The organism is Novosphingobium sp. ZW T3_23 (genome assembly GCF_044987305.1).
GTDB lineage: Bacteria > Pseudomonadota > Alphaproteobacteria > Sphingomonadales > Sphingomonadaceae > Novosphingobium.
In genome coordinates this window covers 34,146-50,044 of record NZ_JBJDRF010000026.1, presented here as the reverse complement: position 1 = coordinate 50,044, position 15,899 = coordinate 34,146, and the positions used below count along the sequence as shown (strand labels likewise).

Annotated in this window: 15 protein-coding genes; 11 read left to right on the top strand and 4 right to left on the bottom strand. The window is 65.7% G+C overall.

Features of this window, described 5'->3' with window-relative positions:
• Window positions 1-78 precede the first annotated feature (78 nt).
• Window positions 79-663, top strand: coding sequence for a hypothetical protein (locus ACI3K3_RS14385; protein WP_404914794.1), 585 nt, complete (start codon window positions 79-81; stop codon window positions 661-663).
• A gap of 162 nt (window positions 664-825) precedes the next feature.
• Here ACI3K3_RS14385 and ACI3K3_RS14380 read toward each other — a convergent pair whose 3' ends face one another.
• Window positions 826-1,527: an alpha/beta fold hydrolase gene (locus ACI3K3_RS14380; protein WP_404914792.1), complete on the bottom strand. Its 702-nt coding sequence runs from the start codon at window positions 1,525-1,527 to the stop codon at window positions 826-828.
• A complete protein-coding gene (gene miaB, locus ACI3K3_RS14375) occupies window positions 1,524-2,870 on the bottom strand; it encodes a tRNA (N6-isopentenyl adenosine(37)-C2)-methylthiotransferase MiaB (protein WP_404914790.1) in 1,347 nt (448 codons plus the stop codon). The genes ACI3K3_RS14380 and miaB overlap by 4 nt, the downstream gene beginning before the upstream one ends.
• Before the next feature lie 230 nt (window positions 2,871-3,100).
• On the opposite strand from miaB, the gene ACI3K3_RS14370 reads away from it, so the two are divergent.
• The 9 genes from ACI3K3_RS14370 to tatC all read left to right on the top strand — a co-directional run bounded on the left by ACI3K3_RS14370 (window position 3,101) and on the right by tatC (window position 11,485).
• Complete coding sequence (locus ACI3K3_RS14370) at window positions 3,101-4,528, top strand: hypothetical protein (RefSeq protein ID WP_404914788.1); 1,428 nt, start codon at window positions 3,101-3,103, stop codon at window positions 4,526-4,528.
• Between the two features lie 57 nt (window positions 4,529-4,585).
• Window positions 4,586-6,334, top strand: a complete 1,749-nt coding sequence (gene argS, locus ACI3K3_RS14365) for an arginine--tRNA ligase (protein WP_404914786.1) — start codon at window positions 4,586-4,588, stop codon at window positions 6,332-6,334.
• Between the two features lie 3 nt (window positions 6,335-6,337).
• The gene (locus tag ACI3K3_RS14360; protein WP_404914784.1) at window positions 6,338-7,096 is read left to right on the top strand and encodes an SPOR domain-containing protein; all 759 of its coding nucleotides are present in this window, start codon (window positions 6,338-6,340) and stop codon (window positions 7,094-7,096) included.
• 253 nt (window positions 7,097-7,349) lie between these two features.
• Complete coding sequence (gene nagZ, locus ACI3K3_RS14355; protein WP_404914782.1) at window positions 7,350-8,360, top strand: beta-N-acetylhexosaminidase; 1,011 nt, start codon at window positions 7,350-7,352, stop codon at window positions 8,358-8,360.
• Window positions 8,361-8,362: 2 nt separating this feature from the next.
• Complete coding sequence (locus ACI3K3_RS14350; protein WP_404914780.1) at window positions 8,363-9,175, top strand: segregation and condensation protein A; 813 nt, start codon at window positions 8,363-8,365, stop codon at window positions 9,173-9,175.
• A gap of 1 nt (window position 9,176) precedes the next feature.
• Window positions 9,177-9,884 (top strand): SMC-Scp complex subunit ScpB, encoded by a 708-nt coding sequence (scpB, locus tag ACI3K3_RS14345; RefSeq protein WP_404914778.1) that lies wholly within the window; start codon window positions 9,177-9,179, stop codon window positions 9,882-9,884.
• Window positions 9,885-9,934: 50 nt separating this feature from the next.
• Window positions 9,935-10,174: a twin-arginine translocase TatA/TatE family subunit gene (locus tag ACI3K3_RS14340; RefSeq protein ID WP_404914776.1), complete on the top strand. Its 240-nt coding sequence runs from the start codon at window positions 9,935-9,937 to the stop codon at window positions 10,172-10,174.
• A 24-nt stretch (window positions 10,175-10,198) separates the two neighbouring features.
• Entirely contained in the window at window positions 10,199-10,633 is a 435-nt protein-coding gene (gene tatB / locus ACI3K3_RS14335; protein WP_404914774.1) for a Sec-independent protein translocase protein TatB, read from the top strand.
• Window positions 10,634-10,666: 33 nt separating this feature from the next.
• A complete protein-coding gene (gene tatC, locus ACI3K3_RS14330) occupies window positions 10,667-11,485 on the top strand; it encodes a twin-arginine translocase subunit TatC (protein WP_404914772.1) in 819 nt (272 codons plus the stop codon).
• Window positions 11,486-11,531: 46 nt separating this feature from the next.
• On the opposite strand, the gene ACI3K3_RS14325 is transcribed toward tatC, so the two are convergent.
• Window positions 11,532-13,202, bottom strand: coding sequence for an amidohydrolase (locus ACI3K3_RS14325; protein WP_404914840.1), 1,671 nt, complete (start codon window positions 13,200-13,202; stop codon window positions 11,532-11,534).
• Between the two features lie 47 nt (window positions 13,203-13,249).
• Window positions 13,250-14,146 carry an NAD(P)-dependent oxidoreductase gene (locus tag ACI3K3_RS14320; protein WP_313434044.1) on the bottom strand — a complete coding sequence of 299 codons (897 nt, stop codon included), beginning with the start codon at window positions 14,144-14,146 and terminating at the stop codon, window positions 13,250-13,252.
• Window positions 14,147-14,357: 211 nt separating this feature from the next.
• Here ACI3K3_RS14320 and ACI3K3_RS14315 point away from each other — a divergent pair, with 211 nt between their 5' ends.
• Window positions 14,358-15,611 (top strand): threonine ammonia-lyase, encoded by a 1,254-nt coding sequence (locus ACI3K3_RS14315; protein ID WP_404914770.1) that lies wholly within the window; start codon window positions 14,358-14,360, stop codon window positions 15,609-15,611.
• The last annotated feature ends 288 nt before the right edge of the window (window positions 15,612-15,899 follow it).

The following is a 15,899-nucleotide window of genomic DNA, read 5'->3' as shown; positions in this document are numbered from 1 at the left end:
CGGCGCGTTCTCTGGAGCGTTGCGCCGATGCGATGAGCGCTCTTGCGGGCAGGGCGGGCGCGCGGCTAGCTTTGTCGGATGAGAAGGACCACTTCCGCCAGAACGGCTCTGGCATTCGCACCGCTCCTTGCTTTGGGCCTGACTGTGGCTGGCTGCAAGAAGGACGCCGCCCCGCCCGAGGCGACCGCCAGCGCCGAGGTCAGCGAAGCCGCCGCCGAGGCCGCGCCGATGAGCGCCGAGGACTGGATCCGCGCCAATCACAAGGACGCGCTCTCGACCGACCTTGGCAAACTGCAATATGCCACGGCGGAAACCGATCTCGACGGCGACGGCACGCCCGAGGTGCTGGTCTATCTGGGCGGTCCGATGTTCTGCGGCACGGGCGGCTGCAATCTCGTGGTGCTCAAGCGCCAGGATGGCGACCTCATCCAGGTGAGCGAGACCACCGTGGTCCAGCTTCCGGTCGGCGTACTGGACAGCAAGTCGCATGGCTGGCGCGACCTTGCGGTCAGCGTTTCGGGCGGCGGCATGAGGGAAGGCGTATCGCGCCTGCGCTTCACCGGACGCGGCTATCCCGCCAATGCCAGCGCGGAAGTGAGCGCAGATGCGGCACCGATCAGCAAGCCGTTGATCGCGGAGGATGCGCTGAAGCCGCTGGATTGAGCAGGGGCTGACCGGGGGTGTTTGGGCTGAGCGCTCTGCCATACGCATCGTCATCCTGAACTTGTTTCAGGATCCATTCCTGGCCATCAGCCGCCGGTCTATCGGCACGATGAATCCTGAAACAAGTTCAGGATGACGAGGTTTGCGGAACGAGAGAGTCTGTCAGACGGGAGAACCGAGCCACCGACGGAAAGCGGCGTTGACTGCATCGGGCTGCTCCATCGGGGCCATGTGACCGGCATCGGCGATCACTTCATAGACTGCACCCGGCAATGCCTGCACCATTTCCTCGGCAAGACGGGGCGGGGTGAGGGCATCGGCCTCACCCACTATGACCATGGCCGGAACCGTTACCGTGCCGAGCGTCTCCAGCGAATCCGCGCGGTCGATGATCGCCGCCTGCTGGTCCATGTAGGTGCCGAAGCCCACGCGCAGGGCCATCTGCACGACGTCCTCGAACAGCGCCTCTGGACAGCCGGGCGCGACCAGCTGGCGCAGCGAGCCGCGCAGCACATGTTCGAACCCGCGCGAACGGGCCGTCGCGATGGCGGCACGGCGCAGCGCGGCCTGTTCCCCGGTATCGGCGCGGGCATTGGTATCTACCAGGGCGAGTCGGGTGACACGCTCCGGTGCGCGGCGCCAGATCTCCATCGCCACGTAGCCGCCCATCGAGAAGCCTGCGATCGCGAAGCGTTCCGGCGCGGCGTCCAGCACGCGGCTGGCCATGAGCGCGATCGAATCGTCCTTCAGCGTGTCGCCGATGGAGATATCGGCGATGTCCGAAAGCGTGTTCGTCTGCGCCTGCCAGACTTGGCGGTCGCAGGAGAGCCCCGGAACGAGAACCAGCGCTTGCTTCTCGGTCACGCGGGAACGCTGCTCAGCACTTTGGCGGAAAGCGAGTTCCCGCCCGCTTCGATCAGTTCCACGGTTACGACATCGCCCACCGAGGCCTCACCGATGAAGTGGACCGATTGCAGCCAGGGCGACTTGCCCAGCCACTGGCCGGGAAATTTGCCCTGGCGCTCCACCAGGACTTCGCAGGTCCGGCCCACCGAGGCCTTGTTGAAGGCATACTGGTCGCGGTTGAGCGCGGCCTGAAGCCGCTGGAGCCGCTCGTCCATGACGGCGGGCGCGATCTGATCGTCCATCGTCGCGGCAGGCGTGCCCGCGCGCGGCGAATACTTGAAGCTGAAGCACTGGGCATAGCCCACCGCATCGACCAGCTTGAGCGTATCCTCGAACTCGGCATCGGTCTCGCCGGGGAAACCGACGATGAAGTCGCCCGAAAGCGCGATGTCGGGCCGCACGGCGCGCACGCGGTCGAGAATCTCCAGATAGCTTTCGGCCGTGTGGCTGCGGTTCATCGCCTTGAGCACGCGGTCGTTCCCCGCCTGAACCGGCAGGTGGAGGAACGGCATCAGCTTCGCCACATCGGCATGCACGGCGATCAGCGCGTCGGTCATGTCGTTGGGGTGGCTGGTGGTATAGCGGATGCGGGCTAGATCGGGAATCCCGGCCAGTTCGCGGATCAGTCCGGCGAGCCCGACCTTCCGTCCCTTCGCATCTTCGCCGTACCAGGCGTTCACGTTCTGGCCGAGCAGCATGATCTCGCGCGCGCCGGCATCGACCAGCCGCTTCGCCTCGTCGATCAGGTCGGCATGGGGGCGGGAGGCTTCGGCGCCGCGCGTATAGGGCACCACGCAATAGGTGCAGAACTTGTCGCAGCCTTCCTGCACGGTGAGGAAGGCGGTCGGCCCGGAACGACGCCGGCCCTGTCCTCGGGGGGGAAGGGCGCCGAACTTCGTCTCCGCCGGCATGTCGGTATCGGTGACGCGCTTGCCTTCGCTAGCCACGCGGATCATCTCGGGCAGGCGATGATAGGCCTGCGGGCCGACCACCATCTTCACCGCGGGCGAGCGCTTCATGATCTCGTTGCCTTCGGCCTGCGCCACGCAGCCGGCAACCGCGATCAGCGGCGTGGAGCCATCCTGGCGTTTCAGGCGGCCGATATCCGAATAGACCTTTTCCGCCGCTCTTTCGCGGATGTGGCAGGTGTTGAGCACGACCAGGTCGGCCTCTTCGCCTTCCGGTGCGGCCGCGATGCCCTGCTCGGCCAGCAGTTCGGCCATGCGCTCGCCGTCGTAGACGTTCATCTGGCAGCCGAAGCTCTTGACCCGGTAGGTTTTGGGAATCTGGGTGGTAGCCATGAGGCGGCCCGTTACCGGAAAACCGCAAGGTTGGACAGAGGCGGCGAAATCCTGCCGTGCGAGACGGGTCAAGTTAACTTTCGGTTGGTTTCTTTCGTGGGATAGGCGCGCGGAGCCTCCCGGATCGGAGGCAATTGCCGTGGAGCTTTTCATTGCCTTCGAATATCGTCGCCTCCGACGCCGCCCGGATGCCTTGCCGGATCGTCACGGCACTCATGTTGGCAGCTATCATGGCGGCGATCGTATGGTCCTGCTGGACGCGGGGTGCGTGGTACGACGAATTCTACACGCAGTTCGTCTCGCGCGCCGATGTGCCATGGCACGTTGCTCTGCGGGAGAGCTGGATCGTCGACAACCATCCGCCTCTTTTCTATGCTCTGGCTCGTGCCACTGCCTGGATGGGGGGCATCGATACCCATCGTCTGCTCAACCTCCTGATCGGCGCGGCGGCGGCGGCTGGTGGCCTGTTCGTGGTACGCGAAGTGCCGCGCCTCGGTCCTGCCGCCGCGACGCTGGTGCTGGCGATAGGGGCAAACCAGTGGACGATGACGGCGGGCAGCGAACTGCGCTCCTATTTCCTGTCGCTCTGCGCCGGGGGCGTGCTGGCTCTGGGGCTTTGCGCGATCAGGATGACCGGCACCGCAGGCTCCCACGCAAGGCAGGCGGTCTACTGGATCGCGGCGATGCTGGCCTTCAATACGCATATCGTAACGTCGCTGACTTCGGCGGTACTGGTCGGCGTCTTCCTGCTCGCTGCTCTGGTGCGGCGAGACTGGCGGGAAGCGCGCGCAATCGCCTTGGCTCCGCTTGTCGCCGGTGCGATCTTCACGGCGATCACGGCCGTGCAGTTGCCGATCTGGCTTAACAACACGACGGTGTTCTGGATCACGGGCGGATTTCACGCGGCGCGGTGGACCTTGGAAATGCTGATCCTGCGCACGCTCGTCGCCAATCCCGTGCTTCTGGCGGGTGCCCTGGCAGGGGGCGTGCTGCTGGCGCGCGATGTCTTGTGGCAGCGCAGGCCTTCGGGAGAAGCCGGGGCGCTGGCCCTGCTGGTTCTTGGCGTGTTCGCGTCGATCGCTGGTCTGGTGGCATTGCACCTGATGCGGCCCATAGTCGTCGAAAAGTACCTGATGGCCCTGATAGCGGCGATCATGATGGGAATGGCGCTCGCCTTTTCCCGGCTCTTGAGCGCCCTCGGGCCGAGAGCGCGAACCGTCCTTTTCATCCTTGCCGCAGGGGTGAGCGTGCCCGCTCTGCTCCAGAACGCCCGCGATGCCGCGACAGAGGACAACTGGTTCTCCAGCGGCCGCGCGGTCGCGGCGATGGTGCGGCAGTGCCCTGGGAGCGTGGTCCACACGGGAGAGATATGGAACGACGATCTCCTCGCCATGCTGCCTCACGACAATGCTCATGTCGTGCCCTATTCCTACCGCTATGTGGCCGATCGGCTGGATTTCCGGCTTGAGCCCAAGGGGGCGAAACGGATGGGGCAACGCTGTCCGACGATCTTCTGGGGAGAGCACGATACGAGTCGCCGCGTCACCTTGTCCGGAACCCGCCAGCGGCTGGAAGCGGAAGGTTGGCCGCCGATGCCTGCGCTCGATTTGCGGCATATCGGCGGAGGCTGGATAGCCGTGCTTCCCCCGCAGTCCTGATCCGGGTTCGGTGCAGCCTGTTCCCCTTTGCCCGCACTTACGCTATCCGCGCGCGTCATGAGCGATAACCAGACCCTTTACGCCGCCTTCGCAGGCCACCTCAACGCCGCGCTCGATGCGCTCGAAGCAGCAGGCACGCTGCCCGGCGGCCTGAAGCGAAGCGCGATCACGGTCGAGCCGCCGCGCGATGCCTCGCACGGCGACCTTTCGACCAATGCGGCGATGGTCCTGTCCAAGCCCGCCGGCCTGAAGCCGCGCGATCTGGCCGAGGCGCTGGTGGTGGAACTGTCGAAGCTCGATTCGGTGACCTCTGCCGAGATCGCCGGGCCCGGCTTCATCAACTTGCGCCTCTCGCCGGCCACCTGGCTGGCCGAACTGCGCGCCATCGCCGCGCAGGGTGCCGACTACGGCCGCTCGACCGTCGGCGGCGGCACCACCGTCAACATCGAGTACGTCTCGGCCAACCCGACCGGCCCGATGCACATGGGCCACTGTCGCGGCGCCGTCGTCGGCGATGCACTGGCGACACTGCTCGAATTCGCCGGGCACAAGGTCATCAAGGAATACTACGTCAACGACGCCGGCGCGCAGGTGCAGGTGCTCGCCCGTTCGGCGCACGTCCGCTACCGCGAGGCGCTCGGTGAAGCCGTGGGCGCGATTCCCGAAGGGCTCTATCCGGGCGATTACCTGGTCCCGGTAGGCCAGCAGCTCGCCACGGAGTTTGGAACCAGGTACGTGGCCGCCCCCGAGTCGGAATGGCTGACGCTGTTCCGCGAAAAGGCCGTCGCCGCGATGCTGGTGATGATCAAGCAGGATCTCGCGCTGCTGGGCATCCACCACGACCTGTTCTCTTCGGAAGCCGAGCTTCAGGCGTCGGGCAAGCCGGACGAAGCGGAAGCGTGGCTGCGTTCGAAGGGTCTGGTCTACGACGGCGTCCTCGAAGCGCCCAAGGGCAAGACGCTTGAGGATTGGGAAGCGGTGGAACTGCCGCTGTTCCGCTCCACCCAGTTCGGCGACGATCAGGACCGCCCGATCAAGAAGTCGGACGGCACCTGGACCTACTTCGGCGCCGACCTCGCCTACCACTTCCAGAAGGCCCAGACCGCCGACGCACTGGTGGACATCTGGGGCGCGGACCACGCGGGCACCGTCAAGCGCATCAAGGCTGCCGTCGCCGCCATGACCGGCGCCGATGGTGAGCCCACGCCGTTCGAGATCAAGCTCGTCCAGATGGTGCAGTTGCTCCGCGACGGCGAGCCGGTGAAGATGTCCAAGCGCTCGGGCAACTTCGTGACCCTCGCCGAAGTTGTCACCGAAGTGGGCAAGGACGTGGTGCGCTTCACCATGCTGACCCGCAAGCCGGAAGCGCAGATGGACTTCGACTTCGCCAAGGTGGTGGAAGCCTCGAAGGACAACCCGGTGTTCTACGTGCAATATGCCAATGCCCGCGTCCATTCGACCTTGCGCAAGGGTCTGGCCGAGGGCGGTTTCACCCCCTCGGGCGAGCACCTCGAACTGCTGGGCGACGAGGAACTGGAGCTGGTCAAGCTGGCCGCGCAGTTCCCCCGCATCGTCGAAGCCGCCGCCGCCGCGCGCGAGCCGCACCGCATCGCCTTCTTCCTGGGCGATGTCGCTGCGGCCTTCCACGGCTACTGGAACCTCGGCAACGACCGCGTGGAAAAGCGCTTCGTTAACGCTGCCGACGCTAACCTGACCGGCGCACGGCTTTTCCTGGCCGCGCAGATCGGGCAGCTTGTCCGCAATGGCCTGGCGCTGCTCGGCGTCGAGGCGGTGGAGGAAATGTAACTCATGGCGAACTGGGGCCAGAATCAGGAAGCCGGGGACTTGAGCGCGGCGCGTTCCCCCGCAGGGTTCGAGAATTCGGAGCAGGCTCCGAACAAGCTCGAACTCGGTGATGGGGACGTGCGCCTGCCCTGGCTCGAGGGCGAGGACGAGGAGTTCGAAGACCAGCAGGGCGGGGCTTCCGGCCAGACCCTGCTGCTCGTGGCGCTCGCGGTCGTTGCCATTCTCGTGATCGTCGGGGGCATCTGGTGGGCCACGCGCCAGAACGCGGAGCAGCCGCTGGTTGCCAGCGGCGGCGTGATCGAGGCGCCCAAGGAGCCCTACAAGACGCGTCCGGAGAACCCCGGCGGCGATATCGTGGCGGGTACCGGCGACACCAGCTATGCGGTCGCCGAAGGGCAGAGCCGCGTGCCACGGATCGACCAGCGCGACGTGCCTGCGCCGGCAGCGGCCGTTCCGCCGGTTACTCAACCTTCTCCGGAAGCGAAGCCCTCGGCTACGGCTAGCGCGAAGCCGGAGCCGGTGGTGAACGGTGTCGGCGTACAAGTCGGCGCCTATACCTCGAAGTCCACCGCCGAAGCGGGCTGGGGTGCGCTAAAGGTCCAGTATCCCGCGCTTTCCGGCGTGAACCATCGCATCGTCGAAGGACAGGCCGACATCGGCAAGGTCTATCGTCTTCAGGCGGTCCCAGGCGACCTCGCTGCGGCGCGTGCGCTGTGCAGCGGGATGCGGTCGGCCGGGCTGAGCTGTCAGGTGAAGCAGTAAGAAAAGAGCAGGGGAGCATAGCCCCCCTGCACCCCCATTACCGTCCAGGTCACGCGGACCAACCACGTCGCGCGCCCATGGTGGCGTCGGAAGACATAATGGCTGCGCCGCAGGGAGCGCACTACGCGTAGGTAGCGCGCGGCGCTGACATTCCGAGGGTCTGGGGGATCATCCCCCAGGTCTTCCCCCTTTCCACACTTCCCAACTTGCAAAATCTTGCGAAAATCGCAGAATCCTGCGACCAACCGCGATTATGACACCCGCCATCTTCGGCCTTTCCGGGCTGACCCTCAGCGCCGACGAGCGCGCGTTCTTCCGCGATGCCGATCCGGCCGGCTATATCCTGTTCGGCCGCAACGTGCAGGACCGCGAGCAACTTCGGGCCCTTACCGACGATTTGCGGTCCATCCACGGTCGTGACCGGCTCTATATCACCATCGACCAGGAGGGCGGCCGCGTCGCGCGGATGAAGCCGCCGGTGTGGTGCGCCTATCCGCCGGGGGAGGCCTTCGACAAGCTCTACGACCTTGCTCCCGCCAGCGCGATCGAGGCGGCACGGGACAATGCCGAGGCGCTCGGGCTGGACCTTGCGGAAGTGGGTGTGACCGCCGACTGCCATCCGCCGCTCGACGTGCGCCATCCCGGGGCGCACGACATCGTCGGGGACCGTTCCTTCGGCGCCGACCCGATGCGCGTGGCGGCGCTGGGCCGCGCAACGCTCCAAGGACTGGCGCGCGCGGGGATCGTCGGCTGCGTGAAGCATATTCCCGGCCACGGCCGCGCCATGGCGGACAGTCACAAGGAACTGCCCACGGTCGAGGCGGGCGAGGAAGAGCTTGAGCGCGATATCGAGCCGTTCCGCACGCTCAGGGACGCGCCTTTCGGCATGACCGCGCATGTGCGTTACACCGCATGGGATGCGGAGAACCCCGCTACCCTCTCGCCCTTCGTGATCCGCGAGATCATCCGCGAGCGCATCGGCTTCACCGGCCTGCTGATGAGCGACGATCTCGACATGCAGGCCTTGTCCGGCAGCGTGCCCGAACTGGCGGAGCGCGCTATCGCGGCTGGCTGCGACCTCGCGCTGAACTGCTGGGCGAAGATGGACGACATGGTCGGCATTGCCGCACGGCTGCCAGCGATGAGCGCGCAGACGGTCGACAAGCTGGAGCTTGCGCTCGGCTCGGTTGCGGGCGCGCAAGGTACCGGCACCCACGCGGACCTGCTGGCGCGGCGCGATGCCCTGCTGGCGCTGGTGGCCTGAACGTGGCGACGGCTTCCGAACTTCCGCTGGGCCTGCCCGGCTCCGATGCCGCCTGGGACGGCGAGGATCGAGCCGAAGCCCGCAAGGAAGCGCTCTATCTGGAAATCGACGGCTGGGAAGGGCCGCTCGACTTGCTGCTGGACCTTGCGCGGCGGCAGAAGGTGGACTTGCGCCGGATATCCATCCTCGAACTGGTGGCGGCCTATCTCGACTATATCGAGCAGGCCGAGGCGCTGCGGCTGGAACTGGCGGCGGACTACCTGGTGATGGCGGCGTGGCTCGCCTACCTGAAATCGGCGCTGCTGCTGCCCAAGGACGAGCAGGCCGATCCCAGCCCCGAGGAACTGGCGCTGCGCCTGCAATTGCGCCTGCAACGCCTCGGCGCCATGCGCGAGGCGGCGGCGCGGCTCATGGCGCGCGACCGGCTGGGCCGCGACGTCTTCCTGCGCGGCGCACCGGAAGGCCTTCGGGTTGAGCGCAAGTCGGCCTGGCAATGCTCGTGGTACGACCTGGTGCGTGCCTATGGCGACGTGAAAGTGCGCAGCCAGCCGGTGGTCCACATGGTCCGCGAACGCATGGTCATGACCCTGGACAGCGCCATCGCCCGCGTATCCTCCATGCTCGGCGTCTCGCTGGACTGGATGGACCTTCGCGATTTCCTTCCCACCGCTAGCGACAGCTGGGCCAATCCGCAATTGCGCCGCTCGGCGCTGGCCTCCAGCTTCGTTGCCGCCCTCGAACTCGCGCGTACCGGCAAGGCCGAGATCGCGCAGGAGCAGACTTTCGGTCCGCTTCGCCTCAAGGCCTGTAAGTAAGATGCAGCAATCGATGGATGACCTGACGCGCGCCGTGGAGGCGACGCTTTTCGCGGCCGAGCAGCCGCTCACGGTCGAACAGATTTCCGGCCACCTCGGCCAGGCTGACGTGCGCCCGGCGCTCGCCCGCTTGCAGGCGGATTACGAAGGGCGCGGCGTGCTGCTGGTGGAGCGTGGCAAGCGCTGGCACTTCGAAACCGCGCCCGACCTTGCGCACCTGCTGCGCCGCGAGAAGGAAGACGTGCGACGCCTTTCGCGCGCCGCGACCGAGGTTCTGGCGATCGTCGCCTATCATGAGCCGGTCAGCCGCGCGGAGATCGAGGCGATCCGCGGCGTGCAGACCGCCAAGGGTACGCTCGACGTGCTGATGGAGGCCGGCTGGGTGCGCGTCGCCGGGCGCCGCGAGGTGCCGGGCCGCCCGGTGATCTACGCCACGACGCCCGATTTCCTGGCCCATTTCGGACTCGGCTCGCTGCGCGAACTGCCGGGGCTGGAGGAACTGCGCGCGGCGGGTCTGCTCGATCCTGTGGATGACGAGATGATCCAGACCGGCCTGCGTCCCGGAAAGGTGCCCGGCGAAGACGAGGAATCCGACGGGGAGGACGCCGAAAGCCTTGAGGATCGCGACCTGTTCGACGAAGATGACGACCGCACTACCGTGGCTGGTCAGAACAATGACAGGCTGGCAAGTTCGGGGGAAAGTGCCTAGATGGGCACTATGCGATCGGAATCGGTCGCAGGGTTTTTGGAGTTGAGGTTATGGGTAGCTTCTCGATCTGGCACTGGATGATCGTCCTGGTGATCGTGCTCGTGCTGTTCGGACGCGGCCGCGTGTCGGAAATCATGGGTGACTTCGGCAAGGGCATCAAGAGCTTCAAGCAGGGCATGAACGAGGAAGAGAACAAGTCCTCGTCCACGACCGCCCCGCAGATCACCGCCCAGCAGGGCGATGCTCCTGTGAGTCCGGCGAAGGCCGAAAACAAGACCGAACAGTCGTAAGAACGCGACGGACCCGCGCTCGCGATGTTCGACATCGGTGCTTCAGAACTTCTGATGATCGTTATCGTGGCGGTCGTCGTCATCGGACCGAAGGACATGCCTTTGGCGATGCGCACGGCCGGGCGATGGATCGGCAAGATGCGCAAGATCTCCGGTCACTTCCGCTCCGGCATCGACGCCATGGTGCGCGAGGCCGAACTGGAAGAAATGGAACGCAAATGGCGTGAGCAGAACGAGGCCATCATGAAGGCCAACCCGGTTCTGCCCGACCTTGACCAGATGTCTGCGCCCACGGATTCGCCGAAGCTCGCCGAATCGCATCCGGCCGTGGATACGGTGGATGCGCCGGCGGTCCAGCCCGAGGCCAACCCGCAGACGGCAGGGTCCGGGGCAGCTCGTTCCGCCGAAGCGAAGCCGTCCGGGCAGGCAGAGCTGCATCTTCCGCCTCCGCCGCCCTGATTTCAGCCCCGTTCCTCTGTTAGAAGCCGCACCATGCAGCCCTTCCGCATTTCAGACATCGACGATTCGCAGGCGCCGCTGCTCGACCATCTGATCGAACTGCGCGCCCGCCTCGTGCGGGCCTTCCTGGCTTTCGCGGTGGCCTTCGGGATCTGCTTCTATTTCTCCGGCGACATCTTCGCCTTCCTGGTGCGTCCGCTGACCGAGGCGTTTCCACCTGGCCAGGGCAAGCTGATCTACACCAAGCTCTACGAAGCCTTCTTCGTGGAAGTGAAGATCGCGCTCTTCGCGGCCTTCTTCATCAGCTTCCCGGTCATCGCTAACCAGATCTGGGCCTTCGTGGCGCCGGGGCTCTACGCCAAGGAAAAGAAGGCCTTCCTGCCGTTCCTGGTCGCGACTCCGGTGCTGTTCACGATGGGCGCGGCTTTGGCCTACTACGTGGTCATGCCTACGGCCTTCCACTTCTTCCTCGGTTTCGAGGGGCAGAAGGGCGGGCTCAAGCTGGAAGCGCTGCCGGGCACCGGCGATTACCTGGCGCTGGTGATGCAGTTCATCCTGGCTTTCGGAATCAGCTTTCTGCTGCCGGTGTTGCTGATGCTGCTCAACCGCGCCGGTATCATCACACGCGCGCAGTGCGTCGCCGCGCGGCGCTATGCCATCGTCGGCATCTTCATCATCGCCGCCGTCGCGACGCCGCCGGACGTGATCTCGCAGCTTCTCCTCGCGGTGCCGCTGCTGGCGCTTTACGAGGGCACGCTGCTGTTCATGTGGTTCACCGAAAAGCGCGATGCGCGCGACAAGGTGGCCGAGGAAACTCAGGCTGCAGTCGAAAGCGGTACGCCCACCGCGTGACCTGACGTGCGGGACGGGGGAGCGCGTCGCCGCTCCCCATCGTCTCCTAGCGGCCTGCGGTATCCTTGACGGGGACCACCCGATCCTTGGACGACGACCAGGCCAGCTTCCCACCGATCCAGGTTTCGAGAACTTGCGTGGTGCGCAGCTTGTCGGGCGTTGCGAGCATCGGATCGGCATCGACGAACAGGAAGTCCGCGCGATAGCCCTTGGCGATGCGGCCGAGGCGATCCTCCGCGAACATCGCATAGGCCGCACCGGTGGTATAGGCATTGAGCGCGGCTTCGCGGCTCAACGCTTCCTGCGGCTGCCATCCGTTGAAGGGCTGGCCATCGGCACCCTGGCGGGTGATGGCGACGGCAAGGCCGACGAAGGGCTTCGCGGGCTCCACTGGCGTGTCCGAGCCGAAGGCCAGCTTGGCGCCGGTGGCGGCGATCGATTTCCACGCATAGGCACCGGCGAGCCGGCTCGGCCCCAGGCGGGCTTCGGCCATCGTCCGGTCCGAAGCCTGGTGCTGCGGCTGCATCGAGGCGATCGTGCCGAACCTGCCGAAGCGCGGCAGGTCGGCGGGGTCGACGATCTGCGCATGTTCAATGCGCCAGCGGCGATCGCCCTTGTAGGTAGCCGAAAGCTCCTCGATCGAATCGAGGACGGTGGCGTTGGCTTTGTCGCCGATGGCGTGAACCGCGACCTGATAGTTGTCCATCGCGGCGCGGCTCATGAGGTTGTTGAGCTGCGTCTCGTTCATGCGCGGCAGGCCGGTCGTGCCGGCGGCATCGGCGTAGGGCTGCTTTAGCCAGGCTCCGCGCGAACCCAGCGCGCCGTCGAGATAGAGCTTCACCCCGTTCATCTTGAGCCGGTCTTCATAGAGCCACGGCGTGGGGCGGGGGCCGCCGATCAGCGTCATGTTGTCGATGCCGTCGGCATAAGCGACGATGCGGATACGCAGGCGGCCAGCGTCGGCGGTGCGGCGCATCGATTGCCAGTCCTCGATCGAGGTGCCCATGTCGGCAATGGCGGTGACGCCCTGCGCCAGCAATGCAAGTTGCGCCTCGCCCAGAGCGGTATCGCGATCCTCGGGCCGGGGCTTGGGCATCTTCGCCTCGACCAGCGCCATGGCGCCGTCCACGAAGACGCCGGAAGGCTGCTTGCCACCCGCCGCGCGCAGGATTTCTCCTCCCGCCGGGTTGGCGGTTGCAGCGGTGACCCCAGCCGCAGAGACCGCGGCGGAGTTCGCCCAGCCCGCGTGGCCGTCGACACGGGTGAGCCAGGCCGGCTTGCCGCCGGTCGCGCCGTCCAGTTCGGCGGCGGTGGGCATGCGGTCGAGCCCCCACTGCACCTGGTTCCAGCCGCTGCCGAGGATCCACGGCGCGTCCGGATGGGCGGCTGCCCAGGCGGAGATTCGCGAAAGCGCCTCGTCGAGCGACTTGGCCATGGACAGGTCCAGCGTCATCTTCGCGAAGCCGGTGCCCATGACGTGGCCGTGGGCATCGATCATGCCGGGCACGACCGCGCGGCCCTTGCCGTCAACCTGATAGTCGACCTTCTTGGGCCGCTTGTCGCCGTGCTTGTAGACGTCCGCGATGCGCCCTTCGCCGTCGATCAGGAAGCCTTCGAAGCGCTCAACCCCGCCCTTGCCGTCTGCCGTCACGCCATCGACATTGTCCACGAGAACGTCGGCCAAAGCGCTTGGCGCCAGTGCGGGGCCAGCCGCGATGGCGGTGGAAGCGAGCAGCAGCGCGATGGCTGCGCCTGTCCTGGAATTCACTTGATACCCTTCTTCGGGAGCCGTTTGATGATGGCGCTGGTGTCGAGGCGGCCGCCGCCCTGCGCCTGGATATCGGCAAAGAACTGGTCGATCAGCGCGGCGACGGGCAGCGATACGCCCAGGCCGCGCCCTTCATCGAGGCTGAGGCCGAGATCCTTGCGCATCCAGTCGATCGCGAAGCCGAAGTCGAACTTGTCCTCGTTCATCGTCTGCCAGCGGTTGTCCATCTGCCAGGACTGGGCGGCGCCGCCAGAGATCGCCTCGTAGACCTTGTCCATGTCGAGGTGGGAGGCCTGCGCGAAGCGCACGGCTTCGGCCAGGGCGGCGACGTTGCCGGCGATGCAGATCTGGTTGGCCATCTTGGCGATCTGGCCTGAGCCTGCCTTGCCGACGTGGACGATGCGGCTGGAGTAGGCCTCCATCACCGGGTGCGCAGCCTCGATCGCCTCGTCCCGGCCGCCGCACATCAGGGTGAGCGTGCCCTTTTCGGCACCGATCTGCGATCCCGTCATCGGCGCATCGACGCAGTGGATGCGCAAGTCCCGCGCCTCGACCGAGATCTGGCGGGCGATGCGCGCCGAAACGGTGGTGTGGTCGATGAAGACGCCGCCCTTCTTCAGCATGCGGAACACGCCGTTCGGGCCGAGCACGACTTCGGAAAGATCATCGTCGTTGCCGACGCAGGTGATCACGACGTCCGCGTCCTGCGCCGCATGTGCCGGATTCGCGGCGATGCGATGGGCAAGGCCGGGATTGTCCTGCGACCATTTGTGGGCCCGCTCGGGCGAGCGATTGAAGATGGTGAGTTCGTGACCGGCCAGCGCGATATGCCGCGCGATGGCACCGCCCATGACACCCAGGCCGATGAAGGAAACCTTGCGTTTTTCGCTCATGGCAAGCGTTCTAGCGGTTTTTGCACGAAAGCAAACCGCAAGAAGCAGCGAAATCTGTTCGTTTCGGCGCAGTCTTCGCTGCGTCGGGCGACGGAGGGCGGCTTCCTTATGCCGGAATTCGAACAACAATATTACAGCGCGAAACCGCGAAGGGAATTTTTCCTAACGCGATGCTTTCCATTCGGCACGCTTTCCTTTAGGCGCGGCCATCATGGAACAGCCATTGCTCAAGATCGCTGCGGAGCCCGAACAGGCCACGCTGACTGTCGAAGACGTTCGTGCGGCGGCGGAGCGGATTATCGGCAAGGTCGTTCGCACCCCCACACTTCATTCCACCACGCTCAGCGCGATCACCGGCGCGGATATCTGGCTCAAGTTCGAAAACCTTCAGTTCACTGCCGCCTACAAGGAACGCGGCGCGCTCAATGCCCTTCTGCTTCTGGATGAAGAACGCAAATCGCGCGGCGTGATCGCCGCTTCGGCCGGAAACCACGCGCAGGGACTGTCGTATCACGGCACCCGGCTTGGCGTGCCGGTGACGATCGTGATGCCGCGCACCACGCCGACCGTGAAAGTGATGCAGACCGAAAGCGTCGGCGGCAAAGTCGTGCTCGAAGGCGAAAGCTTCGATGAGGCCTATGCCCATGCCCGCAAGCTGGAAACCGAACTGGGGCTGACTTTCATCCACCCGTTCGATCATCCGCACGTCGCGGCGGGGCAGGGCACCGTCGCACTGGAAATGCTGGAGGACGTGCCGGACCTCGACACGCTGGTGCTGCCGATCGGCGGCGGCGGCCTCGCCACCGGCATGGGCACGGCGGCGCGCGCGATCAATCCGGACATCCGCCTCGTCGGTGTGGAGGCGCAGCTCTATCCCTCGATGTACAACCTGCTCAAGGGTACCAGCCTGCCGATCGGCGGCGACACTCTGGCAGAAGGCATCGCGGTCTTCGCGCCGGGCCAGTTCACGTCCTCGGTGCTGCGCGAATTGCTCGATGAGTTCCTGCTCGTCAGCGAACCGGGTATCGAGAGCGCTCTGGCCCTGCTGCTCCAGATCGAAAAGACGCTGGTCGAAGGTGCGGGCGCCACGGGCCTTGCGGCCGTCATGGCCAATCCGGAGCTGTTCACGGGCCGCAAGGTGGGCATCGTGCTGTCGGGCGGCAATATCGACACGCGCCTCCTGGCCAATGTCCTGCTTCGCGACCTGGCACGATCCGGCCGTCTTGCGCGGTTGCGGATCGGCCTCCAGGATCGCGCGGGCGCGCTGTTCAAGGTGGCCAAGGTGTTCCACGAGCACAACGTGAACATCATCGAGGTCTTCCACCAGCGCATCTTCACTCACCTTCCGGCCAAGGGTCTGGTCACCGAGATCGAATGCGAAGCGCGCGACAAGAATCAGCTCGATGCGCTCGTCGCCGCGCTGCGCCGCGAAGGTTACGAGGTGAAGCAGGTCGAGACGGAATAGCCTGAATTGAACCGGCCCACGCGAATCGCGTGAAAGCCATCTACAATAAGGCGGGGGGCAGCATCGGTTGTCCCCCGTCTTTGCGAATCCGCATGGAGGAATGGGATCGGCGCGCGTTCAGGCGTTAACTGTATGCATGCAATCCGCTAACCTCCGACCCGGAAAAAGAACCAAAGCGGGACAACCGGGCGGAATCAGCGCCCCGTTGGTCTCGATTTTGATACGGGTCGGGCTCGTTTCGTGGTTAAAACGCTTTCAACCGGCGTATCGGCTGGGCATATTCAGGGC